This is a genomic window from Azospirillum sp. A23, assembly GCF_042938965.1.
GTDB lineage: Bacteria > Pseudomonadota > Alphaproteobacteria > Azospirillales > Azospirillaceae > Azospirillum > Azospirillum melinis.
Genome location: NZ_CP170669.1, coordinates 130,734 through 156,515 on the forward strand (window position 1 = coordinate 130,734; position 25,782 = coordinate 156,515).

The 25,782-nt window shown below is 68.3% G+C and carries 23 protein-coding genes; 11 read left to right on the top strand and 12 right to left on the bottom strand.

Features of this window, described 5'->3' with window-relative positions:
• Nucleotides 1-159 precede the first annotated feature (159 nt).
• The 5 genes from ABNQ40_RS33295 to ABNQ40_RS33315 all read left to right on the top strand — a co-directional run bounded on the left by ABNQ40_RS33295 (nt 160) and on the right by ABNQ40_RS33315 (nt 4,694).
• The gene (locus tag ABNQ40_RS33295) at nt 160-714 is read left to right on the top strand and encodes a hypothetical protein (RefSeq protein ID WP_247879404.1); all 555 of its coding nucleotides are present in this window, start codon (nt 160-162) and stop codon (nt 712-714) included.
• Complete coding sequence (locus ABNQ40_RS33300; RefSeq protein ID WP_109046707.1) at nt 711-2,060, top strand: GAF domain-containing protein; 1,350 nt, start codon at nt 711-713, stop codon at nt 2,058-2,060. Before ABNQ40_RS33295 ends, ABNQ40_RS33300 begins: the two co-directional genes overlap by 4 nt.
• Before the next feature lie 150 nt (nt 2,061-2,210).
• Nucleotides 2,211-3,176, top strand: a complete 966-nt coding sequence (locus ABNQ40_RS33305) for a thiamine pyrophosphate-dependent dehydrogenase E1 component subunit alpha (RefSeq protein WP_109046708.1) — start codon at nt 2,211-2,213, stop codon at nt 3,174-3,176.
• Between the two features lie 17 nt (nt 3,177-3,193).
• Nucleotides 3,194-4,165, top strand: coding sequence for an alpha-ketoacid dehydrogenase subunit beta (locus ABNQ40_RS33310; protein WP_109046709.1), 972 nt, complete (start codon nt 3,194-3,196; stop codon nt 4,163-4,165).
• Nucleotides 4,166-4,184: 19 nt separating this feature from the next.
• Nucleotides 4,185-4,694 (top strand): c-type cytochrome, encoded by a 510-nt coding sequence (locus ABNQ40_RS33315; protein ID WP_109046719.1) that lies wholly within the window; start codon nt 4,185-4,187, stop codon nt 4,692-4,694.
• 23 nt (nt 4,695-4,717) lie between these two features.
• Here ABNQ40_RS33315 and ABNQ40_RS33320 read toward each other — a convergent pair whose 3' ends face one another.
• The gene (locus ABNQ40_RS33320; RefSeq protein ID WP_109046710.1) at nt 4,718-5,947 is read right to left on the bottom strand and encodes a plasmid replication protein; all 1,230 of its coding nucleotides are present in this window, start codon (nt 5,945-5,947) and stop codon (nt 4,718-4,720) included.
• A 793-nt stretch (nt 5,948-6,740) separates the two neighbouring features.
• On the opposite strand from ABNQ40_RS33320, the gene ABNQ40_RS33325 reads away from it, so the two are divergent.
• The 5 genes from ABNQ40_RS33325 (at nt 6,741) to ABNQ40_RS33345 (ending at nt 12,342) form a co-directional block, all read left to right on the top strand.
• The gene (locus ABNQ40_RS33325; protein ID WP_109046711.1) at nt 6,741-7,562 is read left to right on the top strand and encodes a helix-turn-helix domain-containing protein; all 822 of its coding nucleotides are present in this window, start codon (nt 6,741-6,743) and stop codon (nt 7,560-7,562) included.
• Between the two features lie 11 nt (nt 7,563-7,573).
• Complete coding sequence (locus ABNQ40_RS33330) at nt 7,574-8,206, top strand: hypothetical protein (protein ID WP_199235165.1); 633 nt, start codon at nt 7,574-7,576, stop codon at nt 8,204-8,206.
• 160 nt (nt 8,207-8,366) lie between these two features.
• Nucleotides 8,367-9,386: an AAA family ATPase gene (locus ABNQ40_RS33335; RefSeq protein WP_109046712.1), complete on the top strand. Its 1,020-nt coding sequence runs from the start codon at nt 8,367-8,369 to the stop codon at nt 9,384-9,386.
• Complete coding sequence (locus ABNQ40_RS33340) at nt 9,379-10,305, top strand: ParB/RepB/Spo0J family partition protein (RefSeq protein ID WP_109046713.1); 927 nt, start codon at nt 9,379-9,381, stop codon at nt 10,303-10,305. Before ABNQ40_RS33335 ends, ABNQ40_RS33340 begins: the two co-directional genes overlap by 8 nt.
• A 921-nt stretch (nt 10,306-11,226) precedes the next feature.
• Entirely contained in the window at nt 11,227-12,342 is a 1,116-nt protein-coding gene (locus ABNQ40_RS33345; protein WP_109046715.1) for an NADH:flavin oxidoreductase, read from the top strand.
• A 335-nt stretch (nt 12,343-12,677) separates the two neighbouring features.
• Here the strand turns inward: ABNQ40_RS33345 and ABNQ40_RS33350 are convergent, their stop codons facing one another.
• Complete coding sequence (locus ABNQ40_RS33350; protein WP_109046716.1) at nt 12,678-13,403, bottom strand: SDR family NAD(P)-dependent oxidoreductase; 726 nt, start codon at nt 13,401-13,403, stop codon at nt 12,678-12,680.
• Nucleotides 13,404-13,517: 114 nt separating this feature from the next.
• On the opposite strand from ABNQ40_RS33350, the gene ABNQ40_RS33355 reads away from it, so the two are divergent.
• Nucleotides 13,518-13,910, top strand: coding sequence for a helix-turn-helix domain-containing protein (locus ABNQ40_RS33355; protein ID WP_109046717.1), 393 nt, complete (start codon nt 13,518-13,520; stop codon nt 13,908-13,910).
• Between the two features lie 395 nt (nt 13,911-14,305).
• Here ABNQ40_RS33355 and ABNQ40_RS33360 read toward each other — a convergent pair whose 3' ends face one another.
• The 10 genes from ABNQ40_RS33360 to ABNQ40_RS33405 form a co-directional block, all read right to left on the bottom strand.
• A complete protein-coding gene (locus ABNQ40_RS33360) occupies nt 14,306-15,232 on the bottom strand; it encodes an electron transfer flavoprotein subunit alpha/FixB family protein (protein WP_391349426.1) in 927 nt (308 codons plus the stop codon).
• 54 nt (nt 15,233-15,286) lie between these two features.
• On the bottom strand, nt 15,287-16,036 hold the full coding sequence (locus ABNQ40_RS33365) for an electron transfer flavoprotein subunit beta/FixA family protein (RefSeq protein WP_391349428.1): 750 nt from the start codon (nt 16,034-16,036) through the stop codon (nt 15,287-15,289).
• Nucleotides 16,033-16,941, bottom strand: a complete 909-nt coding sequence (locus ABNQ40_RS33370) for an aldolase/citrate lyase family protein (protein WP_109047781.1) — start codon at nt 16,939-16,941, stop codon at nt 16,033-16,035. The genes ABNQ40_RS33365 and ABNQ40_RS33370 overlap by 4 nt, the downstream gene beginning before the upstream one ends.
• Entirely contained in the window at nt 16,938-17,813 is an 876-nt protein-coding gene (locus ABNQ40_RS33375) for a MaoC family dehydratase N-terminal domain-containing protein (RefSeq protein ID WP_247879539.1), read from the bottom strand. The genes ABNQ40_RS33370 and ABNQ40_RS33375 overlap by 4 nt, the downstream gene beginning before the upstream one ends.
• The gene (locus ABNQ40_RS33380) at nt 17,810-19,288 is read right to left on the bottom strand and encodes an FAD-binding oxidoreductase (protein WP_247879538.1); all 1,479 of its coding nucleotides are present in this window, start codon (nt 19,286-19,288) and stop codon (nt 17,810-17,812) included. The genes ABNQ40_RS33375 and ABNQ40_RS33380 overlap by 4 nt, the downstream gene beginning before the upstream one ends.
• Nucleotides 19,289-19,317: 29 nt before the next feature.
• Nucleotides 19,318-20,772, bottom strand: a complete 1,455-nt coding sequence (locus tag ABNQ40_RS33385) for an aldehyde dehydrogenase family protein (protein ID WP_109047780.1) — start codon at nt 20,770-20,772, stop codon at nt 19,318-19,320.
• Nucleotides 20,773-20,822: 50 nt separating this feature from the next.
• Nucleotides 20,823-21,806 carry a ketopantoate reductase family protein gene (locus tag ABNQ40_RS33390; protein ID WP_109047779.1) on the bottom strand — a complete coding sequence of 328 codons (984 nt, stop codon included), beginning with the start codon at nt 21,804-21,806 and terminating at the stop codon, nt 20,823-20,825.
• Nucleotides 21,807-21,825: 19 nt separating this feature from the next.
• On the bottom strand, nt 21,826-23,616 hold the full coding sequence (locus tag ABNQ40_RS33395; RefSeq protein WP_109490692.1) for a TRAP transporter large permease subunit: 1,791 nt from the start codon (nt 23,614-23,616) through the stop codon (nt 21,826-21,828).
• 169 nt (nt 23,617-23,785) lie between these two features.
• The gene (locus ABNQ40_RS33400; protein ID WP_109047778.1) at nt 23,786-24,406 is read right to left on the bottom strand and encodes a TRAP transporter small permease subunit; all 621 of its coding nucleotides are present in this window, start codon (nt 24,404-24,406) and stop codon (nt 23,786-23,788) included.
• Between the two features lie 144 nt (nt 24,407-24,550).
• Complete coding sequence (locus tag ABNQ40_RS33405) at nt 24,551-25,636, bottom strand: TRAP transporter substrate-binding protein (protein WP_109047777.1); 1,086 nt, start codon at nt 25,634-25,636, stop codon at nt 24,551-24,553.
• Between the last annotated feature and the right edge of the window lie 146 nt (nt 25,637-25,782).

Consider the following 25,782-nt stretch of genomic DNA (forward strand, 5'->3'; position numbering starts at 1 on the left):
CGCTCTTGGTCATGCACGCGCCCTTCTTCGGCAGCGTCCCGCCGACGCGGCCGACGGCGCCTTCCCTTCCCCTTCCGGTCACGGCCGGCAATCGTGTGCGTGTTTGCGGCCCCTGCCCGCCTCTTGGTAGTCTGGGGCTGGACGACCGGAGAGGCTTTCGTGGCGAACGGCGGGCAACGGGGCGGGCAGCGGGCCGGGTGGCCGGAAAGATTGGGGCCGGAGGGCGGAAGGCCGGCACGGGCAGGTCTGAGCGAGGCGATCCTGACCTTCCTGGAGCGTGGCGTCAGCCTGGTCGTATCGTCGAGCGATCGGGCGAACCGACCGCGGGTCGGCCGGGCGCTGGCGGTGCAGGTGCCGGCCGACGCGGCTTGGATCGGCGTCTGCCTCGACCGGACGGCGAACGCCGCCCTGCTGGCGGCGGTTGCCGAGACCGGACGCTTCGCCCTGGCGGCGACCGAGCCGAGCACGCATCTCTCCATCCAACTGATCGGCGATGATGCCACCGTCACCGCAGCGGATGCAGAGGCGACGGCGCTGGCCGCCCGCCACGTCGACGCCTTCGCCGCCGAACTGGCGCTGATCGGCTACGGCGATGCCTTCACCCGTGCCCTGATGGCCCATGACCCGGCCACACTGGCAGTGGTCCGCTTCTGCCCGTCGCGGCTCTACGACCAGACACCGGGCCCGAAGGCCGGCACCGCGGTGCCGCCATGAGTGCCGCCATCAGCGCCTCCCTGACGCTCGATGCGATCCGCGCCTGCCTGGAGGGGGCCGTGCCGGCGACGATCGCCACCTGCGCGCCGGACGGAACGCCCAACGTCTCGCTGCTGTCGCAGGTCCATTACGTCGATCCCGACCACGTCGCGCTGTCCTACCAATTCTTCAACAAGACGCGCGCGAACATCCTGGCCAACCCGATTGCCGTCCTGCAGGTGATCGACCCGCCGACCGCTGCGCAGTACCGGATGGAGCTTTGTTACCTGCGCACCGAGACCACCGGGCCGCTGTTCGAGAGCATGAAGGCCAAGCTGGCCGGCATCGCCTCCCACGTCGGAATGCAGGACGTGTTCCGGCTGCTCGGCGCCGACCTCTACCGGGTGACGGCAATCGAGGCGGTGCCCGGCGGCGCGCCCCTTCCCGCCCCGGTCGCCCAGCGCAGCCTCCTGTCGGCGACCCGGCGGGCCTGCGAGGCCTTGCGCGGCTGCGCCGACCTGACGGAGCTGCTCGACCACAGCCTGTGCGTGCTGCGGCGGCTGTTCGGGGTCGACCATGCGCTGATCCTGATGCCGGACGAGGCGACCGGCCGGCTCTTCACCGTCGCGGCGCTCGGCTACGACTCCTCCGGCGTCGGGTCGGAGGTGGCGCCCGGCGAGGGGGTGATCGGCGTGGCCGCGCGGGAACGGGTGCCGATCCGCATCACCCACATGACCAGCGATGTCGCCTACAGCCTGACCGCCCGCGACAGGGCGGAGGACGCCGGGCTGACCGGCGGCCCGGCCCGCGAGATTCCCTTTCCCGGGCTGGACCGGCCGCACAGCCAGCTGGCGGTGCCGATCCTGGCCGGGCGGCGGCTGGCCGGCGTGCTGTTCGTCGAAAGCCGGCAGGAGATGCGCTTCACCTACGACGACGAGGATGCGCTGGCGACGCTGGCGGCCCAGCTCGGCGCGCTGATGCAGGCCCTGCCCCCGGCGGAGGAGGTGGCGCCCGTTCCCGCCACCTGCCCGGAGGCCGGCGGCGCCCCGGTGGTGGTCCGCCACTACGCCGCCGACGACAGCGTGTTCGTCGACCACGATTATCTGATCAAGGGCGTGGCCGGCGCCATCCTGTGGAAGCTGGTGCGCGACCACACCACGCTCGGCCGCACCGACTTCACCAACCGCGAGCTGCGGCTGGCACCCGACATCCCGCTGCCCGACTTCGCCGAAAATCTGGAAGCGCGGCTGATCCTGCTGCAACGCCGGCTGGAGGAGCGCTGCGGCGTGCTGCGCATCGAAAAGACCGGGCGCGGACGCTTCCGCCTGGTGGTGACGAAGCCGCTCCTCCTGCAGGACACGGCCTGAACGCCGTCCGGCTTTACTTTCGATCCCGACAGTTATCGGGCCAGAAACAGTTACGAATATTTTAGCATTCCGTTAGGCAACAGTTAGCAAGTCAACGGCGATTGCCTGCGTAGGGTCCGTTCCGCACACAACGTCACGGAGCCGACCGACATGACCGCCCTCCCTCCCGTGGAGGCCCTGGAGCGCATGATGCTGGAGCGCATGATGCTGATCCGGGCCTACGAAGAAACCCTGGTCGACCTGCATGGCCGCGGCCGCGCCGCCGGAACCTGCACCGCCATCGGGCAGGAGGCGTCGGCCGTCGGCGTCGTCGCGGCGCTGACCCCCGACGACCTGATCCTCACCAACCACCGCAGCGCCGGCCATCTGCTGGCCCGCGGCGCCGACCCCGGACGGATGCTGGCCGAGGTGCAGGGCAAGAGTGGCGGCTATTGCGGCGGCAAGAGCGGGTCGCTGCACATCTCCGCCAAGGAGCTGGGCGTCGTCCTGACCTCCACCATCGTCGGCGGCGAGCTGGCGCTGGCGACCGGCGTGGGGCTGTCGCGCTCGATGCAGGGTGGCCCCGGCATCGTCGTCTGCTTCTTCGGCGACGGGGCGGCCTGCGAGGGCCGCTTCCACGAATCGCTGAACCTCGCCGCGGTGTGGACCCTGCCGATCCTCTATGTCTGCGAGAACAACCAGTGGCAGGCCTTCGTCCACCGCAAAGAGACGATGACGGCCGACGGCGTCGCCGGCCATGCCGCCGCCTACGGCATCGACAGCGCCGTGGTCGACGGCAACGACCCGCTGGCGGTGTTCGAGGCCGCCGCCGCCGCCGTCGCCACCATCCGCCGCACCGGCAAGCCCTTCCTGCTGGAGGCCATGACCTACCGGCTGCGCGGTCATTTCGAGCCGGACGACCAGTCCTATGTCGACCCCGGCGAGCTGGCCCGCTGGCGCGAGCGCGACCCCGTCATCCTGCTGCGCGGCCGGCTGGAGCGCGACGGGCTGCTGGACGCCTCTGCCGCCGCCCGGATGGAGGAGTCGGTCAGGGCGCGGATGGAGGCGGCCGCCGCCTTCGCCGAGGCAAGCCCCTACCCTGCGCCCGAAGAACTGACCCGCGACGTCTACGCCTGACCCGGGAGACCGACATCATGACCCAGATGACCGTGAACGATGCGATCTCCGCCGCGCTGGCCGAGGAGATGCGCCGCGACCCCTCCGTGCTGATCTTCGGCGAGGGCGTCGCCACCAAGCGCCGCGACCTGCTGGGCGAATTCGGCCCGGCCCGCGTCCGCAACACCCCGCTGGCCGAGGGCATCATCGCCGGCACCGCCGCCGGGGCCGCCGCCACCGGCCTGCGCCCGGTGATCGACCTGCTGTTCGCCCCCTTCCTGTGCTACGCGATGGACGAGATCGTCAACAGCGCCGGCAAGCTGCGCTACGTCTCCGGCGGGCAGTTCAAGTTCCCGATGGTGGTGCTGGCGATGACCGGCGCCGGCTGGGGCGTCGGCGCCCAGCACAACCACAACATCGAATCCTGGTTCGTCCACAGCCCCGGCCTGAAAATGGTGATGCCCTCGACCCCCGCCGACTTCAAAGGGCTGCTGAAAGCGGCGATCCGCGACGACAACCCGGTGCTGGTCTTCGCCGACATCGCGCTCGGCTACAGCGCCGGCGAGGTGCCGGACGGCATCGATGCGATCCCGCTGGGGCAGGCCGCGCTGCGGCGGACAGGCGACGACGTGACGCTGGTCTCCTACGCCAAGACCGTAGGCATCTGCCTGGATGCCGCCGACCGGCTGGCCGAGTCCGGCATTTCCGCCGATGTCCTCGACCTGCGCAGCCTGAAGCCGCTGGACGAGGACGCCATCCTGCGGTCGGTTGCCAAGACCGGCCGGCTGGTGGTCGTCCACGAGGCGAGCCGCCTGTGCGGCGTCGGGGCGGAGGTCGCGGCGCTGGTCGCCGAGAAGGCCTTCGCCAGCCTGCGGGCGCCGGTGCTGCGGCTGACCGGCCCCGACGCCCCGGCCCCGGCCAGCTTCCCGCTGGAGCAGGCCTTCGTTCCCCAGGCCGACGCGGTGGTCGCGGCGGTTCAGTCCCTCGTCCATGGCGCGCTCGCCGCCTGATCATCCGGAGTTGCCGACGATGTTCCGCAAGACCCTGTGCGCCACCCTCCTGCTGTCCGCCGCCGTTATCGCCTCCCACGCCGGTCAGGCCCTCGCTGACGAGCAGGCGGAGCGCGGCAAATACCTCGTCGCCCTCGGCGGGTGCAACGACTGCCACACGCCGGGCAATTTCCTCGGCAAGCCCGACTTCGCCCACGCGCTGAGCGGGTCGGAGGTCGGCTTCGAGATCCCGGGCCTGGGCGTGTTCCACGGCCCGAACCTGACGCCGGACAAGGTGACCGGGCTCGGCGACTGGAGCGAGGATCAGATCGTCACCACGCTGCGGACCGGCAAGCGGCCGGACGGGCGCATGCTGGCGCCGGTGATGCCGTGGATGGCCTTCTCCGTCCTGACTGATGCCGACGCCTACGCCATCGCCGCTTATCTGAAGAGCCTGCCGGCGGTCGCCAACAAGGTCCCCGGCCCCTTCGGCCCGACGGCGAAGCCGACCGGGTTCGTGATGCGGGTGGTGGCGCCACAGAGCGAGTGAAACCGGCGTCCCGGCGGGTTCGCTCAGTCCTCGCCGATCGACACCAGCTCGGCCTTCCGGCGCCGCCGGGTGTCGGCCAGTTCCCTGGAATCGACCCGGACGAAGCTGCCCGGAGCCTGTTCGGATTGGGCCGCGCGGGCGATTTCCCGCCGGTTCCAGGCGGACACCCGATGCGCCTCGGCGATCTGATGCAGGAACAGGTCGGACGGACGCAGGCGGAAAATGATGTCGTCGTGCCGCTTGCCGACCTTGATGACCTCGCGTTCGACCTCCGCCAGCGCGCCGACCTTCTGCAGCACATCGACGATGTCGGAAATCCAGCGGAGCATGTTCGACCAGCGCGCCCATTCCGTCATGCCGCTGTCGCGCATGATCTCCCGCGCGGTGATCTCGATGCTGGACCGGTCCTGGTGATGGCGTTGCAGGAGCGTGAAGGCGACGCGCTTGAACAGCCAGCGTGAGAACGGATTGGCGATGCGCATCAGCCATTCATAGGAGATGCGCTGCTGCTCGACGCTGCGGATGGTGTTTTCCACCATCCAGTTGAACTGCACGGCGGTTTCGACGTCGGCCCGGCCGTTCTCGTCCGGCGAGCCGCCGGCGTTGACGTCCTGGTTGCGCATCCACAATTGCGGGAAGACGCTGGAATCGAGCAGGGCGTTCTTCCCGCCCTTCTCCGCGATGACGATGGTCGAGCGGCGCAGGACGAGAAGCGCTTCCTTGAGTTCCGGCAGGCTCAGCGTGTGCTTGACCCGCCGAAGCTCCTGCATCACCTCGTAGAGGGTGAATTTGAAGACGATGGAGTCCTTGTCCCCGGTCGACAGCCGGGCCTTCTCGGCCGCAAGCCGGCGGATGACCTCCTCGACGACCTGCTCCTTCTCGCCGGGGAACATGTCGATTTCCTCGACGACCTCGGTGGCGCCCTCCTTCACCCGGCGCTCGATGCGGGCCGGCAGGATCTTGAGCGAATAGCTCTTGTCGTTGAAGACGAACTCGCGCTTCACCTGGCGCAGGAAGCGCGGCTTGGCCGGATCGGGCTCCGCAGCGTCGACCGCGCCGGCGGAGCGCTTGCGGCCGTTGGAGCGTGCGACATCGGAGGCGAAGAAGACCCATTTGGGCGCGACATCGTAGAGGCCGACGAAATGGGTCGTGCGTTTGGCGTCGTCGGGTTCATCGATCTCGAACAGCGCGAACTGGAGCGGCAACGCCATCTGCTTCAAGTCGCCCTTTCCGCCCGGTGTGTTGCTCGACATCTTGGGGTCTCCAGCCACGTCTCCAACGACACACGCTATGGGGTCGGACGTCCGATGCGCAACGACGGATTTGGCATGCCCTTCTCCACGTCGGTAGGTGCCGGGTGCAGATAGGCAGGTTGCGGGTGCAGAAGCGATAGGTGCCGGGTGCAGACCGGTAGGTCCTGGGTGCAGGAAACGCTGGGACAGGCAGCCGGACACTCCTTTCTGCACCCGGCACCTACCGGCAACCCGTCCGAATCGGGCTGGAATTGCCCGGCCGGCTTCCGGTGACGGCCCCTGGGGCGCCCCCTGAGGCGCCAGGATCTCCAGCCCCCGCAGCGAACTGCACCCGATGCCTACCCATCGCGCCGGTGCTCACGCCGGCAGGCCCCTTCCCCTGCCGCGCAGGCAGGCGAAAACCGCAAGCGGTCGATAGGTGCCGGGTGCAGCAGAGCCTCCGGCGCTTCCGGGATCGCCCGGCAGCCTTCCCCCCTGGCGTAACGGTAGGCACCGGGTGCAGAAAGCGGACTATCCTCCGGCCCCGTCGGCCGCGGCAGAAGGGTGCAAAGTCCAGCGCCGACAGCCGATAGGAACCGGGTGCAGATGGAGCGCTCCGATTCGCAGTGCTTCTGCACCCGATGCCTATCCATCGGCACCTGCACCCTACCGGGCTGCATCCGGCACCTACGCATCTGCACCCGACACCTAACGGTGGGCGCCGGGTACAATTTGGCCGATGCCCATCCCTCGGAGAATCCTGCCCGCAGATCCGTCGGCCCATGCCGATTGCCAGACCTCGCAGGAGCACCCGATGCGCAGCTCGCCGACCGACAGCACCAGCCGCTGGGGCAGGATCCCCGCCTGGTGGCTCGACCACCCCGATCTCGACGCCGACGGGTTCGCCATCCTGGCGGCGCTCGCCACCTTTGCAGACGAGCACGGCGTCTGCTGGCCGTCGCAATCGACGCTCGCCGCCAAACTCAAGCGGTCACGCCCGACAATCAACCGAATCCTGCAACGGCTGGACGACATCGGTCTGGTCCGCATCGAGCACCGCCGCGGCCGCGACGGCTCCCGGCTGTCCTGCCTGTACCGGCTGCGCGTCGAGCAGGATGGGAACATGACTGCGAAGGAGGCGCCGCGCCCTGCCGCCGCCGGGGATGTTCATGCGGAGAACAGTGATGACTCGGTGGTGAACGCCCCCTGTCCGCCGGCGAGTCAGGAACACCTCCATTCCGAACAGATTCCGGACTCGCTCGCCACGGGCGGGCGCGGGCAGAAGTCCGATGTGCCTGCGGATTGGATGCCGAACGCCGACGACCTCGCCTGGGCCCGCAGCGGTTTCGGCACGGTCGATCTCGGTCGGCATGTCGAGGGCTTCGTCCTGCGCTGCCAGGCGCATGGCTACCGTTACCGCGACATCTCCGCGGCATGGCGCGCCTGGCTGATCCAGGATGCGGTCGCCGGCAAGGCACCCGCGGTCAGGAGTGCCGCGGCCGGTGTCTCCCTTGCGCCGTCCGCTTCGCCGCCCGCCCGGCCACGCGAAAGCGCTGCCGAACAGCGCGTCAATGCCTGGATGACCGTCGCGGCGCGGCTCAAGGATGCGAAGCCCGAATCCCGTTCCTGGCTGTGAGGAGAACCGCCATGCCAGTCGCGAAGTCAGCCGCCGCCGTCATGCCGGTGCCGGAGCGCTCGCCGCTACCGTTCGACCCCGCGATGCCGCCGGCCGACCGCCGCCGGCTGCTCGTTGCCGCCTTGCCGGAACAGCTGCGCGAGACCCTGGCCGCCGGCCGGCTCGAACACCGCCCGCGCTTCGGTGACAATGGCTTCGACGGCCTCTCAGAGATCTGGTCGCCGCCCGCGAACGTCACCGCCCGGCAGGCCGCCATGGCGCAATGGGCGCTGGCCGATCTCGAAGGGTCGGTCCTGGCTCCGGCGGAGCCCGAGCGGCTGCTCGGCCGTATCCTGGCGCTGCTGTCGCATTACCCAGCGAAGGGGCTGACGCCCGAGGTGGAGCAGCTGGTTGCGATGGACTGGGTCGAGGATCTGGGGGAGTTTCCGGGCTGGGCAATCGATCAGGCGGCGCGCAGCTGGCGCCGGACACGGAAATGGCGGCCAAGCATTGCCGAGATGCGGGCGCTGTGCGAGGAGGCCTGCGCGAAGGAGCGCCAACTGGCCGAGTGTCTCCGCAAACTGTCGGGCGCCGCCCTGCCCGGATCGTCGGTTCCGGGTTTCTCGCGGCTGGCCGAGGCTCCTTGCATCCGCCGTTTTCCCTGATCCCAGGCCTTGAACGCGGCTCTCACCGGTGTTGCCGAAAAGCCAGGGTGGCGGCGAGACGCTAACGCGGGCACGGCCGACCCATCCGAACGGCGTTGACAGGTGTGAGTGTCTCACACTATCGGTGACCCGGCTGGATTCGACGGATTGGGGAGGGGGCATGCTCGGCGAACAGTTGAAGGCGTACCGCGAGGCTCGCGGGCAATCGAGGGAAGACTTCGCGGCCTTTCTGAACGAGGGCTTGGACCGCTCCTACGACCGCCAGCGGATTTCGCGCTGGGAGAATGGCGGCGAGCGCATTCCGCAAGCCGTCGTCGCCTTCGTCCGCAAGCACCCGGTGCTTCCGGTCGAGAAGCCCGGCCCGGCGCTTGTGGTGTCGCTCGCGAACCAGAAAGGCGGCGTCGGCAAGACCACGGGCTGCGTCAATGTCGGCCGCATGCTGGCCGACCGAGGCTATTCCGTCGTGCTGGTGGATTCCGACCCCCAGGCCAACGCCGGCATTCATCTCAGCGTCGACGTCGTCGCCTGCGAGGATGCCGAGAGGACTCTCTACTATGTCCTCAAGGGGGCGGCGAAGGCGGAGGAGTGTCTGGTCGAGACGCGCAACCCGCGCCTCCGGGTGCTGCCCTCCTCCCTCAAGCTGGCTGAGAGCGAGACCGAGCTTGCCGCCCAGCAGTTCTCGCACAACACGCTGCGCAGCCGCCTCGTCGAACTGCGCCGCAGCGTCGATTTCATCCTCATCGACTGCCCGCCCACGCTGGGGCATCTGGTGACCAACGCCCTGGTGGCCAGCGACACGGTCCTGATCCCGTGCCAGACGCAGCCGCTCGCCTTCATGGGCATGGGCACACTGCGCAGGCAGATCGACTTCGTGCGGGAACGCGGCAATCCCACCCTGTCGCTGCTCGGCATCGTCCCGACCTTCTATTCCGGCCGTACGACCCAGGATCAGGCCACCCTGAAGGACATGCACGACACCTACGGGCAGGAGGTTCACATCTTCCCGCCGATTCCCAACACCACGCTCTACCCGCAATCCTCAGCCGGCGGCGATGCGCTGGTCGCCTTCAACGCCAAGGCGCCGGGGATCGGAACCTTCGATCTGGTGGTGCAGACCCTGATCGCGGAACGCGACCGCCGCATCGTGCCGGCCGGTCATGGAGTGATGACGCATGGCTAAGGGCATTCCGCGCTCCAACATGGGGCTTATCGCCAAGAGCAGCGATCAGAACAGCGCCAGCCCGGTGCGGCTCGACAGCAATGCGCTGACCGGCAAGGCCGTGCCCTTCGAGCGGCCTTTCGCCTGCGACATCGGGCTGGTGGTGACCAATCCCGACCAGCCGCGCAAGATCTTCCGGGAGGAGGATCTGGCGTCTCTGGCCGCCTCGCTCGACCGGCATGGCCTGAAGCAGCCGATCGGTGTGCAGCAGCAGGCCAACGGCGAGTATCTCCTGGTGTGGGGCGAGCGGCGTTGGCGAGCCGCCCGGGCGCTCGGCTGGCCGACCATCACCGCGGTCCTGACCGCCGGCGATCCGCTCGAGGTGGCGCTGGTCGAGAATGTGCAGCGCGTCGACCTGTCTCCGTTCGAGCAGTCCGATGCGCTGCAGGGGCTGAAGGAGCGTCACGGTTACACGGACGAGGCGCTTGCCGGCATCGTCGGCAAGGACCGCAGCATGATCTCCAAGCTGCTCCGCCTGCAATCCCTGCCCGGGGTGATCCGCAAGGAATATGCCGAGCATGAGCCGACGCTCCGTTTCCTCCTCACCCTGAGCCGGGCGGCGTCGGAGGCGTCCGCCCTTGCCATGTGGACCCAATGGAAGAGCGGTGACGGGCTGGAAAATCCCAATCCGGACGGCGAGCCGCCACAGCGGAAGAGCGCCGGCGATGAGAGTGAGCGCTCCCCCCACAACCCCGCCGACAGCTCGCCGGAGATGGCGCTGAGCGCCCTGCCGCAGCGGGTGTTCCGCGTGCTCAACCGGGCTCAGGAAACCATCAGCGCGATGGTCGAAAAGCCGCGCCCGCTGACCGACGAGGATTGGCAGCGGCTGATGCGGATGCGGTCGCTGATCGACACGCTGCTTGAGCAGCGCAAGGCGTAATGGAAGGATCGTGCAATGGGAACGGTTCCCATTGCACGGCCTTCTCGGCCTCGGACGTGCCGATGACCGCCGACCCGGTCGAACGTCTATTCCTGCCGGTCTGTTCGATGGGAACGGTTCCCATTGACCACCCTGGACCCCCGCCTTGCGCCAGGGGCAGAAGCGGTTCGCCGCCGTCTGCCAGGGACCGAACTGCATGCTTTGCCGGCCACCGAGCCCGCAGACCTGTCGATTTAAGAGAGCCGGCGACAGGAGGGTATGGCCGCCTGACGAAAGCCGACAGTCCCTCCATGAGCTTGGAGTGGGCCGTCCGGTGGGGGATAATGGGGCGGCGGGTCCGTTACTGAGACCGCCTGCGCTCGACACCCTTAAAGGAAAACAGAAAGTGATGTTGAACACGGACTTCGGGGAACCCCTCGACAAGCTCTGTCCGGAGTGCGGGAGCGCAAACCTTGTCCACAGCGTGGAAACGCAGGCGGTCCGTTTCCCCTATGGACCCGGGGACGTTCTGATGGCGACTGTCGATGTGCAGGTCCCGGTCACCACATGCGGCGCCTGTGGGGACGCTTGGACCGATGCCCGAGCAGAGAGCGTCCGGGAGGAAGCCGTCTTGCAACGCCTTGCTGAGTTGAAGGCCTGAGAGGTTTGCCGCGACTGAGGCGGTGCTGGAGTCTCGGCTCTCCGGGGGCGGGTATATCAGCGGAGGAAATCCGATGCTGTGCGCCGTCATCATCGAAGCCGCCCGACGAAACGGTGTTGTGAAAGGGAGATCTCATCACCACGAGCACGATACTCGTGGTGACGGTCTAAGCGCTGCCAGAGCGGTTTACTTTCATATACCTAGGCGACTCTAAGTGCGTTATTGTAACCTATTGTCTCCTGTATATCTTGGCGGTCTTTCCAAAGGAGGCATGTACTCTGATGACCGCTACTGATGTCCTGTTTCGCCCGTTCCGTATTGGCGCCATGGAACTGGCGAACCGCATCGTCATGGCACCCATGACCCGCAGCTTCGCAGTGGATGGGATCCCCGGTGCGGCGCATGCGGCTTACTATCGCCGTCGGTCGGACGGCGGGGTGGGCCTCATCCTCTCCGAAGGCACGGTGATCGATCGGCCGGCGTCGCGGAACGACCCGGGCGTCCCGTTCTTTCATGGAGAGGCGGCACTGGCGGGTTGGAAGGGCGTGATCGATGCGGTTCACGATGGCGGCGCCAAGATGGGCCCACAGCTTTGGCACACCGGAGCGCTCAAGAGCTTCCTGACGGAGTGGGTGCCGGACACGCCCGTCGAAAGCCCGTCCGGATTGCAGGCACCGGGCGTCGAGCGCGGCGTCGCCATGAGCGATGGCGATATTGCCGAGACGATTGCCGCCTTTGCCCGCGCCGCCGGCGACGCAAAGCGTCTTGGCTTCGACACCATCGAACTGCACGGGGCGCACGGCTACCTGTTCGACCAGTTCTTCTGGGCCGCCACCAACCGTCGGACCGACCGCTACGGCGGTGCCACGATTGGGGAACGTTCGCGCTTTGCCGCAGAGGTCGTCGCGGCGGTCCGGGCGAGCGTCGGCCCCGACTTCCCGATCATCCTGCGTCTCAGCCAGTGGAAGGTACAGGATTTCACCGTGCGGCTCGCGGAGACGCCGGCTCTCATGGCCGACTGGCTGACCCCTCTGGTAGAGGCCGGCGTCGACGTGCTGCACTGCTCGCAGCGCCGATTCTGGGAGCCCGAGTTCCCGGACATCGATGGCGAACAGGGCCTGAATTTCGCCGGCTGGGCCAAGAAGCTGACCGGCGCGGCTACGATCAGCGTCGGCTCGGTCGGCCTTGCGGGAGACTTCATGGGCGCGTTCGGCGGCGAGGGTTCGTCCACGGCCAAACTCGACAAACTCTTGGAGCGGATGGAACGCGATGAGTTCGACCTGATCGCCGTCGGTCGCGCCCTGATCGCCGATCCGGCATGGGTGGAGAAGGTCCGGACCGGCAACGGCCGTGCCCTGAAGGGCTTCGACGCAGCCGCGCTCGCGGAACTGGTCTAGGACTTGGAAGTGCCGTTCGCCACACCGAACCAAGCGGCCCCGAGACGCGGCACCATCGAGCTTCGGCCCCGTAGATCCGAGACCTGGATTAAGGCGCGGTCCATGATCAAATAGCCGCGCCGCTCGGCCGGTTTCGTAAAGGCGCCAACGGCCGTTGCGTGATCATCTGCCTTTTCGGAGACCGTCGCCTACAGTCCGGCGCGGATCGAGGCGCCCGACGAACAGCGCCTCGATCCATGAGCGGTCAGTCCCTACCGGGCGGTGAGTCCAGTCCTGCCGAGGACGCCGGGCGCGTGCGAGGGCTGCGCCCTGTCGTCCGGCAGGCGGCGCACCGGTCAGACCTGCGCCATGCCGCCGTCGACCGGCAGCTCGGCCCCGGTGATGAAGCTGCTTTGGTCGCTGGCGAGGAACAGCGCGGCCGAGGCCACCTCCTCGGCACGACCCATACGGCCGAGCGGGATCAGCGTCGTCAGCGTCTCGCGCACCTCGTCGGACGCCGCCGCCATCATGGCGGTATCGGTTGGTCCCGGTGCCACGACGTTGACGCGGATGTTGCGGGGCGCCAGCTCGTTGGCCCAGGTCCGCGCGAACGAGCGTACGGCGGCCTTGGTCGCCCCGTAGACGCCATAGCCTTTGGTGCCGATCGCGCCGGCGATCGAGCCCACCAGCACGATAGAGCCGCCATCCGGCATGATCGCCGTTGCAGCCTTGGCGGCAAACAGCAGCGTGCGCACGTTGAGGCCGAAGGTCCGGTCGAAATGATCCTCGCCGATGCCGTCGAGGGTCGCGAACTCGGAGATGCCGGCGTTGACGGCGAGCACGTCCACCCGCCCGGCCTCGCTGCCCACCGCCTCGAAGAAGGCGGCGAGCGCCGTCAGATCGGAAGCATCGATGCGGTGCGCGCGCAGCCTGCCGGTCCCAAGTTCGACCTCCCCCTCTTCGGCGCGACGGCTGGTGGCGTAGACCGTGGCGCCTTCCGCCGCGAACCGCTCTGCGATGGCGCCACCGATGCCGCCATGGCCACCGACCACGACGGCGATTTTTCCTGAAAGCCCGCTCATACGTCCTCACATCGCTGGTGATGACGAACAGCTATCATTCCTATATCTAATTACAAGAAGGCACCTGATGGTGCTCAGATACCTGATAGTGCTCAGATAGTGAGGTGTATACCCATGGCCAGAGACGTGCTCGAACTGCCGCTCGATGTCACCGCGACGCGGCCCATCCTCGAACACATCGCCAACAAGTGGACGGTGCTGATCCTGAGCGTCCTCTGCACGCAGCCGGCGCGGTTCAACGACCTCAAGCGCCGCCTCGACGGCATCACCCACAAGGCTTTGTCCGAGGCATTGAAGCGTCTGGAGCGCAACGGCCTCGTCAGTCGCAAAGTCCTGCCGACGCAGCCGATTGGCGTGGAGTACACGATTACCGATCTTGGCTGCTCGCTGCGCGAACCCTTCGCCGCCCTTTACAACTGGTCGCTCGCCAACGGTCCCGCGATGGAAAGAGCGCAGCGCGCCTATGACGCATCGAGAAGCGACGGAGGGTTGGAAGAGGAGATCTAGCAGCCGGAGGGCATGCTGCCTCCTTCGCACAGCGTCCCGGATTGCGATCCTTTGCGAGACGGGCGGCAGGGGAGGGATGGCTTTTTTCGACAGTCCCGGCGGTAAGGCGGACACTCCGATTTGCGGGAATTCAGACGTCGAGAAAAGGCACGGCGATGACGGATGAAGAGTTCGACGCTGACGCCCTCCGCCGGCTGAATGGTCGGTCGATGGTCTGCAAGATCGCATCCCGATCATCGACATCGGTCCACCCGGCCGGATAGGAGCCCGCGTCACCGCTCGCTGCCTTTGGACATGGCCGAGCGTGCTGAGAAACTGCCGCGAAAGGGGCGGCTCGGCAGTGATGCCCGTAACCATCATCTCGCGCCTGCCGTCAAACTTCGCGACGGACCCCGTCACAGCGCCTGCTGCAACTCCGGCAGGGCCTTGAACAGGTCGGCGACGAGGCCGTAATCGGCGACCTGGAAGATCGGCGCCTCCTCGTCCTTGTTGATGGCGACGATCACCTTGCTGTCCTTCATGCCGGCCAGATGCTGGATGGCGCCCGAGATGCCGACGGCGACATAGAGGTCCGGCGCCACGATCTTGCCGGTCTGCCCGACCTGATGGTCGTTCGGTACGAAGCCGGCATCGACGGCGGCGCGGCTGGCGCCCACCGCGGCACCCAGCTTGTCGGCGATCCCCTCCAGCAGGTGGAAGTTGTCGCCCGACTGCATGCCGCGCCCGCCGGAGATGACGATCCGGGCCGAGGTCAGCTCCGGACGCTCCGACTTCGACAGTTCGGCCGAGACGAAGCCCGACAGGGCGGGATCGGCGACGGCGGCGATGCTCTCGACCGTGGCGCTGCCGGTGGTGGCGGCCGCCGCAAAGGCGGTGGTGCGGACGGTGATCACCTTCACCGGGTCGGCCGACTGCACGGTGGCGATGGCGTTGCCGGCATAGATCGGCCGCTCGAAGCTGTCGGCGGCAACCACGGCGGTGATGTCGGAGATCATCGCGACATCCAGCAATGCCGCGGCACGCGGCAGCACGTTCTTGCCGGCCGAGGTGGCGGCGGCGAGGACGTGGCTGTAGCCGGCGGCGAGCGACACCAGCAGGGCCGCGACCGGCTCGGCCAGAGCGTGTTCATAGGCGGCATCGTCGGCGAGCAGCACCTTGGCGACGCCGGCCAGCTTGGCGGACTGCTCCGCGGCCGGGGTGGCGTTGCGGCCGGCGACCAGAACATGAATGTCGCCCCCGAGTTTGGTGGCCGCGGTCACCGCATGGGCGGTGGCGGGCTTCAGGCTGGCGTTGTCGTGGTCGGCAAGGATCAGGATGGGCATGGGGCGGCTCCTCTGTCGGGCGGGGTGCGGAGAGTGCTGGCACGGGGCCGACGCTCAGATTACCCGCGCCTCGGTCTTCAGCTTGTCGACCAGGGTGGCGACGTCCGGTACCTTGATGCCGGCCTGACGCTTCGGCGGCTCGGCGACCTTCACCGTCTTCAGACGCGGCGTGACGTCGACGCCAAGGCTGTCCGGCGTGACGGTCTCCAGCGGCTTCTTCTTCGCCTTCATGATGTTCGGTAGCGAGGCATAGCGCGGCTCGTTCAGGCGCAAATCGGCGGTCACCACCGCCGGCAGCTTGAGATTCACCGTCTCCAGCCCGCCGTCGATCTCGCGGGTCACGGCGACCGTGCCGTCACCGGTGGCGATCTTCGAGGCGAAGGTGCCCTGGCCCCAGCCGAGCAGCGCCGCCAGCATCTGGCCGGTCTGGTTGCAGTCGTCGTCGATGGCCTGCTTGCCGAGGATGACGAGGCCGGGGTCCTCCTTCCCGACCAGCGCCTTGAGGACCTTGGCGACGGCCAGCGGTTCGGTCGTCACGTCGGTCTGCACCAGGATGGCGCGGTCGGCGCCCATGGCCAGCGCCGTGCGCAGCGTCTCCTGGGCCTGGGTCGGGCCGACGGACACCACCACGATCTCGGTCGCCTTGCCGGCTTCCTTGCACCGCACGGCTTCTTCGACGGCGATCTCGTCGAAGGGGTTCATGCTCATCTTCACGTTGGCGGTCTCGACGCCGCTGCCATCCGCCTTGACGCGGATCTTCACGTTGTAGTCGACCACTCGCTTAACGGGGACGAGGATTTTCATGGGAGGCGATCCTCTTGCGGCTGGTTGGCACATGTGGCGCGGGACAGGATGCGGCGGGCCTTGCGCGCCATCGCTTCGTCGATCATGCGGCCATCGACCACCGCGACGCCCTTTGCACTTTCAGCCAGGATACGGCGGGCTTGGAGGATCTCGGCTTCGGTCGGGGTGAATGTCGCGGTGATGGTGGATAGCTGGCCGGGATGGATCGCCGCCTTGGCGCCGAATCCCAACGACAGGGCGGATGCTGCTTCCCGTTGCAACCCGGCGCTGTCCGTCAGATCGAAGAAGGGGGAATCCACCGCTTCGATGCCCGCAAGCGCTGCGGCATTGATCAGCCGGGACCGCGCCGACAGAAGCGGCTCCCACGCGGTGGCGCAGCCCAGATCGGCGGACAGGTCGGCGGCACCGAAGAACAGGGCGGCCAGCCGGGGCGATGCGCGGGCGATGTCCTCCACCGCCGCGATGCCGGGGGCGGACTCGATCAGCGCCACCAGCGGCAGGGGCCTGCCCGCGCCGCTCAGAAGTGTGTCGATCCAGCGGATCGTCTCGGGACTGTCGACCTTCGGCACGATGACGAAATCCGGCCCGCCGCCTTGCGGGAGGCGCATCAGGGCCAGCAGATCCTCCAGCCCCTCGGGCGTCACCGGCGCGTTGATGCGCAGCGCCCGCAGGATCGGCGCGGCGGGTGCCGCCGCCAGGGCTGTCAACGCCGCATCGCGCGCCGCCGCCTTGTCGGCAGGTGGCACGGCGTCCTCCAGATCGACGATCAGAACATCGGCACCGGACCGGGCGGCACGGTCGAAGCGGTCGGGGCGCGTCGCCGGGGTGAACAGCCAGCTGCGCCGGGGCCGCCCGCTGGAAAATCCTCCCTCCCGAACCGGTTCATTCACGGTGTGTCCGCTCATGGCCTGTCTGCTCCCGGCGTGACCGCGAATTCGGCCGTCATGGCGACCTGACCGTCAGGGCCGACCGCCCATCCGTCGATCTCGCCATCCCCCCGTGCCACCGCGTTCAGCGTGAAGGGTGCGGTGTCGAACAGCGGCCGGCGGGCGCGGAAGCGGAAACCGGCGACCCGCCGGCCATTGGCATCGCCGCCAAGATTGCGCAACACCAGATCCATCAGCAGGGTCGCCGTCAGCGGTCCATGCACCACCAGCCCCGGATAGCCTTCCACCTCGCGGCAGTAGGGGCGGTCGTAATGGATGCGGTGGCCGTTGAAGGTCAGGGCGGAATAGCGGAACAGCAGCACCGGATCGGGGGTGACGCTGCCGGTCCAGTCGGCCGCGGGGAGGGGATCGGCGGATGCCGGGGGCGGCGCCTCGCCCGGCCTGGCGGCCTCGCGGTAGACGATGTCCTGCTTTTCGCGGATGGCGACGCCGGCGTCGGTCGCGATCTCATGCCTCACGCTGACGAACACCATTTCGCCCGACCGGCCGGCCTTGTGCTCCACCGATTCGATGGTGGAGGTGCGCCGCATCTCCGCACCGATGGGGATCGGCGCCAGGAAGCGCATGTCGCTGCCGGCCCACATCCTGCGGGGCAGCGGGACCGGCGGCAGGAAACCGCCCTTGTGCGGGTGGCCGTCCTCGCCGATGTCCCGCTGCGGCGCGTTGGGGAGGAAATGCAGCCAGTGGCCGAGCGGCGGCAGCTCCCCCGCCGGCCAGGGCGGGGTGTCGTGGTCCAGCGTCGCCGCCAGCCCGGCCAGCGGCGCGGCGATGGCGGTGTCCGTCCGCATCTCCACCCGGCCGATCCAGTCCTTCAGAGTGTCGAACGTCACGGCGTCACTCCGGATGAATGCAGGATCTTGCCCGGATTCATGAGGTTGTGCGGATCGAAGGCACGCTTCAGCGTCGCCATCATCTCCAGTTCCACCGGCGACTTGTAGCGCGGCATCTCGTCGATGCGCAGGCGGCCGATGCCATGCTCGGCCGAGATCGACCCGCCGAGATCGACGACGATGTCGTGGACGATGGCGTTGACCGTTGCCAGCTTCGCCCGCCATTCGGCCGGGTCGCCGTCTTCCGCCTGGATCGGGTTGTAATGGATGTTGCCGTCGCCGAGATGCCCGAAGGAGAAGGGGCGGATGCCCGGACAGGCCCGCTCCAGCGCCGCGTCTGTGCGGTCGAGGAAGCGCGCGACGCGGGAGATCGGCACGGAAACGTCGTGCTTGAAGGACACGCCCTCGCGCTTCTGCCCTTCCGGGATGCCTTCGCGGATGCGCCACAGCGAATCGGCCTGGGCCTTCGATGCGGCGACCACGCCGTCCAGCACCTCGCCGGCCTCCATCCCCGCCTCCAGGATGCCTTCCAGCATCTCGGCCAGCCGGTTGCCGGAATCCTGGTCGGCCAGCTCCACCAGCACGTACCAGGGATAGCGGTCGCGCAGGGGATCGGGCACGTCCGGCACATGTTTGCGGGCCACGTCGATGCAGGCGCGTTGGATCAGCTCGAAGGTGACGATGCGGTCGCCCGCCACGCCCTTGGCGCGGGTCAGCAGATCGACGGCGTCGCTGGGGGCCGACACGGCGACCAGGGCGGTGGCGGTGGCGCGCGGCAGCGGCGACAGCTTCAGCACCGCGGCGGTGACGATGCCCAGCGTGCCTTCCGAGCCGATGAAGATCTGTTTCAGGTCGTAGCCGGCATTGTCCTTGCGGAGGCCGCGCAGCCCGTCCCAGATCCGGCCGTCGGGCAGCACCACCTCCAGCCCGGCCACGAGGTTGCGCATGTTGCCGTAGCGCACGACCTGCACGCCGCCGGCATTGGTCGCGATGTTGCCGCCGATCTGGCACGACCCTTCGGCGGCGAGGCTCATCGGGAACAGCCGGCCGACGTCGCGCGCCGCGCTCTGGATGTTGGCGAGGATGCAGCCGGCCTCCACCGTCATCGTGTCGTTGTCGATGTCGATTTCGCGGATGCGGTTCAGCCGGTTGGTGGAGATGACGATCTCCGATCCGTCGGCATGCGGCTGGCTGGCCCCGGTCAGGCCGGTGTTGCCGCCCTGCGGCACGATCGGCGTGCGGGTTTCGGCGCAGATGCGGACCACGGCGGCGAGAGCCTCGGTGCTGTCGGGAAGCACGACGGCGGGCGACCGGCCGACCCAGCCGTCGCGCCAGGATTCCATGAAGGGCTTCATGGTTTCGGCGTCGGTGATCAGGCCGCGGTCGCCGACGATGGCGCGGATGGGGGCGAGCACGGCCGTCGCGAAGTCCGGTCGCAGGGTGGTTTGCCCGGTGGTCGGGATGTCGTTCGGCAAGGGAGCTCTCCCTGGGCTTCGGGCCTGCGTCACAGCGCGCGGTAGGCCGTCTTGATGATGGTGTAGAATTCGATGGCCGAACGTCCCTGCTCGCGCGGGCCGTAGCTCGACATCTTCCGCCCGCCGAAGGGGACATGGTAGTCGACGCCCGCCGTCGGCAGGTTCAGCATGGTCATGCCGGCCTGGATGTTGGCCTGGAAATGGCGGGCATGCTTCATCGAGTTGGTGATGATCCCCGACGACAGGCCGTAATCGGTGTCGTTGGCGACGGCTAGGGCCTCCTCGTAATCCCTGACGCGGATGACGCTGGCGACCGGGCCGAACACCTCCTCCCGGTTGATGGTCATGGCGTTGCCGGTTTCGGTGAACAGCGTCGGCGCCAGGAAATGCCCGCGCGTCGGCCGCTCCAGCCGCGTGCCGCCGGACGCCAGCCGGGCGCCCTCGTTCAGGCCGGTATCGATGTAGTGCAGGTTCTTGGTCAGCTGGAACTCGTCGATCACCGGGCCGATCTGGGTCTCCGGCAGAAGGGCATGGCCGACGCGCAGGGCCGCCATCCGCTCGACCATCGCGGCGACGAAGGCGTCGTGGATGCTGTCCTCGACGATGAAGCGGCCGGTGGCGGTGCAGCGCTGTCCGGCGTGGAAATAGGCGCTGTTGACGCCGATCTCGGCGGCACGCTCCGGGTCGGCGTCGCCCAGCACCACCAGCGGGTTCTGGCCGCCCAGTTCGAGCTGGACACGGATCATGCGCTCGGCGCAGCGCACGGCGATGCGCCGTCCGGTGTTGACGGACCCGGTGAAGGACACCGCGTCCACCGCATCGACCACCGCGGCGCCGACGTTCGGACCGGCGCCGATCACCAGATTGAACAGGCCGGCCGGCATGCCGTGCGCCTCCAGCGCCGACGCGATGATGCGGGTGACGGCGATGGAGATGCCGGGGGTCTTTTCCGACGGCTTCCAGATCACCGCGTTGCCGAAGGCGAGCGCCGGGGCGATCTTCCACATCGGCGTGGCGACCGGGAAGTTCCAGGGCGTCACCAGACCGATGACGCCGACCGGCTCGCGCGTCACGTCCACCTCGACCCCCGGACGCACCGAGCCCAGCGTCTCGCCCGGCGCCCGCAACGCCTCGGCGGAGAAGAAGCGGGCGAGATGGGCGGCGCGGACGATCTCGCCCAGCGCGTCGAGGATGGTCTTGCCGCCCTCGGTGGCGGCGATCCGCGCCAGCTCGTCCTTGCCGTCGAACAGCGCGCGGGAGATGGCATCGAGCACCAGGGAGCGCTGCTCCACCGTCGCGGCGCGCCAGTGCGGCTGGGCGCTGCGGGCGGCGGCCACGGCTTCGGCCACGTCGTCGGCGGTCGCCAACGTGTAGGAGCCGGCCAGCTCGTCCAGGTCCGACGGGTTGAAGATGTCGAGCCGGTCGCGGCCCGGCCGCCAGCTTCCGGCGATGAAGTTGGTGTTTTGACTGATGTCGGAAGGCATGTCGGGTCTTCTCCGGAAATCCGTTCGGTCGAGGGGGGCGGCGGGCGGACTCAGCCGGCGCGGGCCACCCGCTCCTTCAGGGCGGTCAGCGCCCACAGCGTTTCGATGGTCGGCACCGGCACGCCGCGGCGGCGGGCCAGTTCGAGGACGGCGGTCACGATGGGGTCGATCTCCATGCTGCGCCCGGCTTCGAAATCCTGCAGCATCGACGGCTTGTGGCCGGGGACGCCGCTGCCGCGGCCGAGCCGCTCGTCGATGTCGTCGGGCAGCTCGACACCCCAGGCGCGGGCCACGGCCAGGCATTCGCGCATCAGCCGGCCCTGGACGGCGGTCATGCCGGGGGCCTGCTCCATGGCGCCCATGGTGGCGCCGGTCAGCACGCTGGTCGGGCCGACGGCCATGTTGAGCATCAGCTTGCTCCACAGCGGTATGCGGATGTCGGCGGGCAGCCGGGCGGTGGCGCCGGCGGCGTTGAAGGACTCGGCCAGCGCCGCCAGCTTTTCGGCGTGGTCGCCGGGCCGGGGGCCCCCGAAGGCCAGCACCGGCATGGCGCTGTGGGCGACGACGCCCGGCTCGACGATGCGGGCGGGCAGCACCTCGATCACGCAGGCGGCGATCCGCTCCGGACCGATGGCCGCCCACAGGGCGCCGCCGGGATCGACCACCTCCAGCGGCTCCGCCGTCACGCCGTTGCCGGCACCATGCAGATACCACCAGGGAATGCCGTTCTGCGCCGCCACCACCAGTGTCTCCGGACCGCAGAGCGCCGGGAAGGACGAGGCCAGCGCCGGCAGGCCGTGCCCCTTGACCGTGACGATCACCATGTCCTGGTGGCCGAGGTCACCGGCATCGTCGCTGGCCTGCGGCCGGCAGGCCAGCGTGCCCGTCGGCGTCTGGACGGTCAGGCCGCGCTCGCGGATCGCCGCCAGATGGGCACCGCGCGCCAACAGCGACACGTCGTGCCGGCCGGTCGCGGCCAGGTACCCCGCCAGCGCGCCGCCCACGGCGCCGGCCCCTACGACGGCGATGCGCATGTCGTCTTCCCTTCCTGTCTCACTTGAATTCCAGCGGCGGCAGCTCGTTGTCCATGCCGCTGCCCAGCCCCTGGAACTGCTCCTCGATCTGCTTGTCGTCCAGTTTGACCGCGGCCGACTTGTAATGCATGACCATCTGCGGGAAGGCGATCACCAGCGCCACCATCACCAGCTGGATGACGACGAAGGGCACGGCTCCCCAATAGATCTGGCTGGTCAGGACAGGCGCCGTTTCCTTCTTCGTCACGCGGTCGATGTAGGGCAGTTTCGGCGCCACCGAGCGCAGGAAGAACAAGGAGAAGCCGAAGGGCGGGTGCATGAAGCTGGTCTGCATGTTCACCGCCAGGATGATGCCGAACCACACCAGATCGATGCCCAGCCGGTCGGCCGCCGGAGCCAGCAGCGGGATGACGATGAAGGCCAGCTCGAAGAAATCGAGGAAGAAGGCCAGCAGGAACACCATCACGCTGACGGCGATCAGGAAGCCCATCTGGCCGCCCGGCAGGGAGACCATCAGCTCCTCGACCCAGACATGGCCGTTGACGCCGTAGAAGGTCAGCGAGAACACCCGCGCCCCGATCAGGATGAACAGCACGAAGGCCGCCAGCTTGGCCGTCGAGTAGGTCGCCTGCCGCACCATGTCGAAGCTCAGCCGCTTCTTCATCGCCGCCAGCGCCAGCGCGCCGACCGCGCCCATGGCGCCGCCCTCGGTCGGGGTGGCGAGCCCGATGAAGATGGTGCCGAGCACCAGGAAGATCAGCGCCAGCGGCGGCACCATCACGAAGGTCGCCTGCTCCGCCATCCGGGAGATAAGACGCCGTCCGCTGGCCCGCTCCACCAGCGCCACGGCCAGGGCGTAGAGCGCACCGGCCGCGATTGAATCGCCCAGCAGCGCCAGCGTGGTCGAGCCGTTCAGCGTCAGCCAAGACGCTCCCGCCGTCAGCACCGCCGTCACCGCGGCTTGCAGCGCCAGACGCTGCGCGCCGAAGGTCCGGTTGAAGGTGGCGGCCAGGAAGGCCACCGTCACCGCCACCGACAGCAGCAGCACGACATAGTCGGCGCCGGACTTCACCCCGGTTCGCCCCATCACCCAGTAAGCGACGGCGCCCGAGAACAGCGCCAGCACGCCGAGCTGCCAGACGCCGCGCGCGCCGTTGGGCTCGCGGTAGGCGATGGCTTCCGGCGGCAGGCCGGGGGCGGCCTTGGGCCAGATCAGCGAGACGACGAAGACGTAGAGGGCGTACAGGCCGGCCAGCAGCAGGCCGGGGATGAAGGCGGCCTCGTACATGTCGCCGACGGAGCGGCCGAGCTGGTCGGCCATGACGATCAGCACCAGCGACGGCGGGATGATCTGGGCCAGAGTGCCGGACGCGGCGATGATGCCCGACGCCAGACGGCGGTCGTAGCCGTAGCGCAGCATGATCGGCAGCGAGATCAGGCCCATGGAGATCACCGAGGCGGCGACCACGCCGGTCGTCGCCGCCAGCAGCGCGCCGACGAAGATGACCGCATAGGCAAGCCCGCCGCGGATCGAACCGAACAGCTGCCCGATGGTGTCGAGCAGATCCTCGGCCATGCCGGAGCGTTCCAGCACCAGCCCCATGAAGGTGAAGAAGGGCACGGCCAGCAGCACGTCGTTGTTCATCGTGCCGTAGACGCGTTCCGGCAGCGCCTGGAACAGGTCGGGCCGGAACAGGCCCAGCTCGATGCCGATCAGGCCGAACAGAAGGCCGTTGGCGGCCAGCGCGAAGGCGACCGGATAGCCCAGCAGCAGCATGACCACCAGCACGCCGAACATGATCGGCGCCATGTTGTGGCCGAACCAGCCGCGCCAGCCGTCCTGTTCGGCGAGCGCGCCGGCGCCCGGCACCGGAAGCACGTAGAGCGCTACGGCGACGGCGGCCAGCAGCAGCAGGGAGATGACGGACAGCCGGACGGTGCGCGGCGACAGGGAGGGGGAGGTCGTGCTCATCGCGCGTCTACCGGCTGGGAATGGTGTCGGAAGGGGTGGCCCGCTCGCGCTCGGCGGCGAGCAGCCGCTCGGCCTCGGCCTCGGCGGCCGCCTGATGGCCTCCGGCCCGCTGGGTCCCATCCTCCAGATGGCCGGCCATGATCGCGGCGCGCTTGACCAGTTCCGACAGGCCCTGGACGAACAGCACGGTGAAGCCCAGCGGAATCAGCAGCTTCGCCGGCCATTGCGGCAGGCCGCCGGCATTCATCGACTGTTCCTCGATGGCGTAGGAGGCAAGCGCGAAGGGCCAGGAGGTGATCATCATCACGAAGCTGAAGGGCAGCAGGAAGGCGATATGGCCGAACAGGTCGATGCCGTCGCGCGCGCGCTTCGTCAGCATCGCGTTGACGATGTCGATGCGGATGTGCTCGTCCTCCCGCAACGTCCAGGGCGAGCAGAGCAGGAACACCGCGGCGAACAGCACCCATTGCAGTTCCAGCCACGAGTTGGAGCTGACGTCGAACAGCTTGCGGATCACGGCGTTGACCGCCGAAACCAGGATCGCCAGCAGGATCAGCCAGGAGATCGCCTTGCCCAGCCGCGCGGTGACCGCGTCGACCAGCCGGCAGACCCCGACCAGGGCCGTCATCAGGGGGGAGGGGGATGGGCTCGTCATGGAGGGCAGCTTCTCCCGGAAGGCCGATCGCGACCATCGCGACGATGCCACGGGCCGGGTGCGGCGGTGCCGGCACCCGGCCCCTTGGCTGGGAAATCGTGAAAGGGCGGCGGCCGATCAGCGCCGCGTCAGGCGGAGGGTCGCACTGTCATAGGCATATTCCGAAGCCTGCAACCAAAGATTGGAATCATTCTGGAAGCGGCGATAGCTCTCGTAGAACTTCTTGAAGGCCGGATTCTTGTCCGACAGCTCGTCGTAAAGCTCCATCGCCGCCTTGTGGCTGGCTTGCAGCACGTCCTGCGGGAAGGCGCGCAGCTTTGCGCCATTGGCGACCACGCGCTTCAGCGCGGCCGGGTTCAGCACGTCGTAGCGCGCCACACTGTCGATGTTCGCCAGCGCCGCCGCCGCCGTCAGCGCCGCCTGATAGTGCTTCGGCAGGTCGTTCCAGCGCTTGGTGTTGATGAAGAAGTGCTGGAGCGAGGTGCCGTCCCACCAGCCCGGATAGTAATAGTTGGGCGCGATCTTGTAGAGCCCGAGCTTCTCGTCGTCGTAGGGGCCGTTGAACTCGGCGGCGTCGATGGTGCCGCGTTCCAGCGCCGGATAGATGTCGCCGCCGCCGACCTGCTGGGCCACCACGCCGAGCTTGGCCAGGATCTGGCCGCCCAGGCCGGAGATGCGGAACTTCAGCCCCTTCAGGTCCTCGACGCTCTTGATCTCGTTGCGGAACCAGCCGCCCATCTGCGCGCCGGTGTTGCCGCCGGCGAGCGCCTTGAGATTGTAGCCGGCGTAGAACTCCTCCAGCAGCTTGCCGCCTTCGCCGTGATAGAACCAGGCGTTCTGCTGGCGGGTGTTCAACCCGAAGGGCAGGCAGCAGCCGAAGGCGAAGGCCGGATCCTTGCCGACATAATAGTAGGACGCGGTGTGGCACATCTCGACCGTGTCGTTGCTGGCGGCATCCAGCGCCTGGAGCGCCGGGACCACCTCGCCGGCGGCGAAGACCTGGATCTGGAACTTGCCGTCGGTGGCCTCGGCGACGTTCTTCGCCATCACCTCGGCGCTGCCATAGAGCACGTCGATGTTCTTCGGGAAGCTGGACACGCAGCGCCAGCGGATCGTCGGCTCCGACTGCGCGATGGCCGGAGCCGCAAGCGTGGAGGCACCGGCGGCGACGGCGGCACCCTTGAAGAATTGACGGCGCTTCATGCTGTTGTTCCTCCCGAAGTTCTTGTTGTGTGACGGCACGATGACGGTTGATCGTCCACGACCGCTTTTACCGTCAAGACATCCATCGAACTGCCAAAGATCTGATGGAAATCATAGTTTGCGGTGTCTGGCGGTGGGCGCGACAT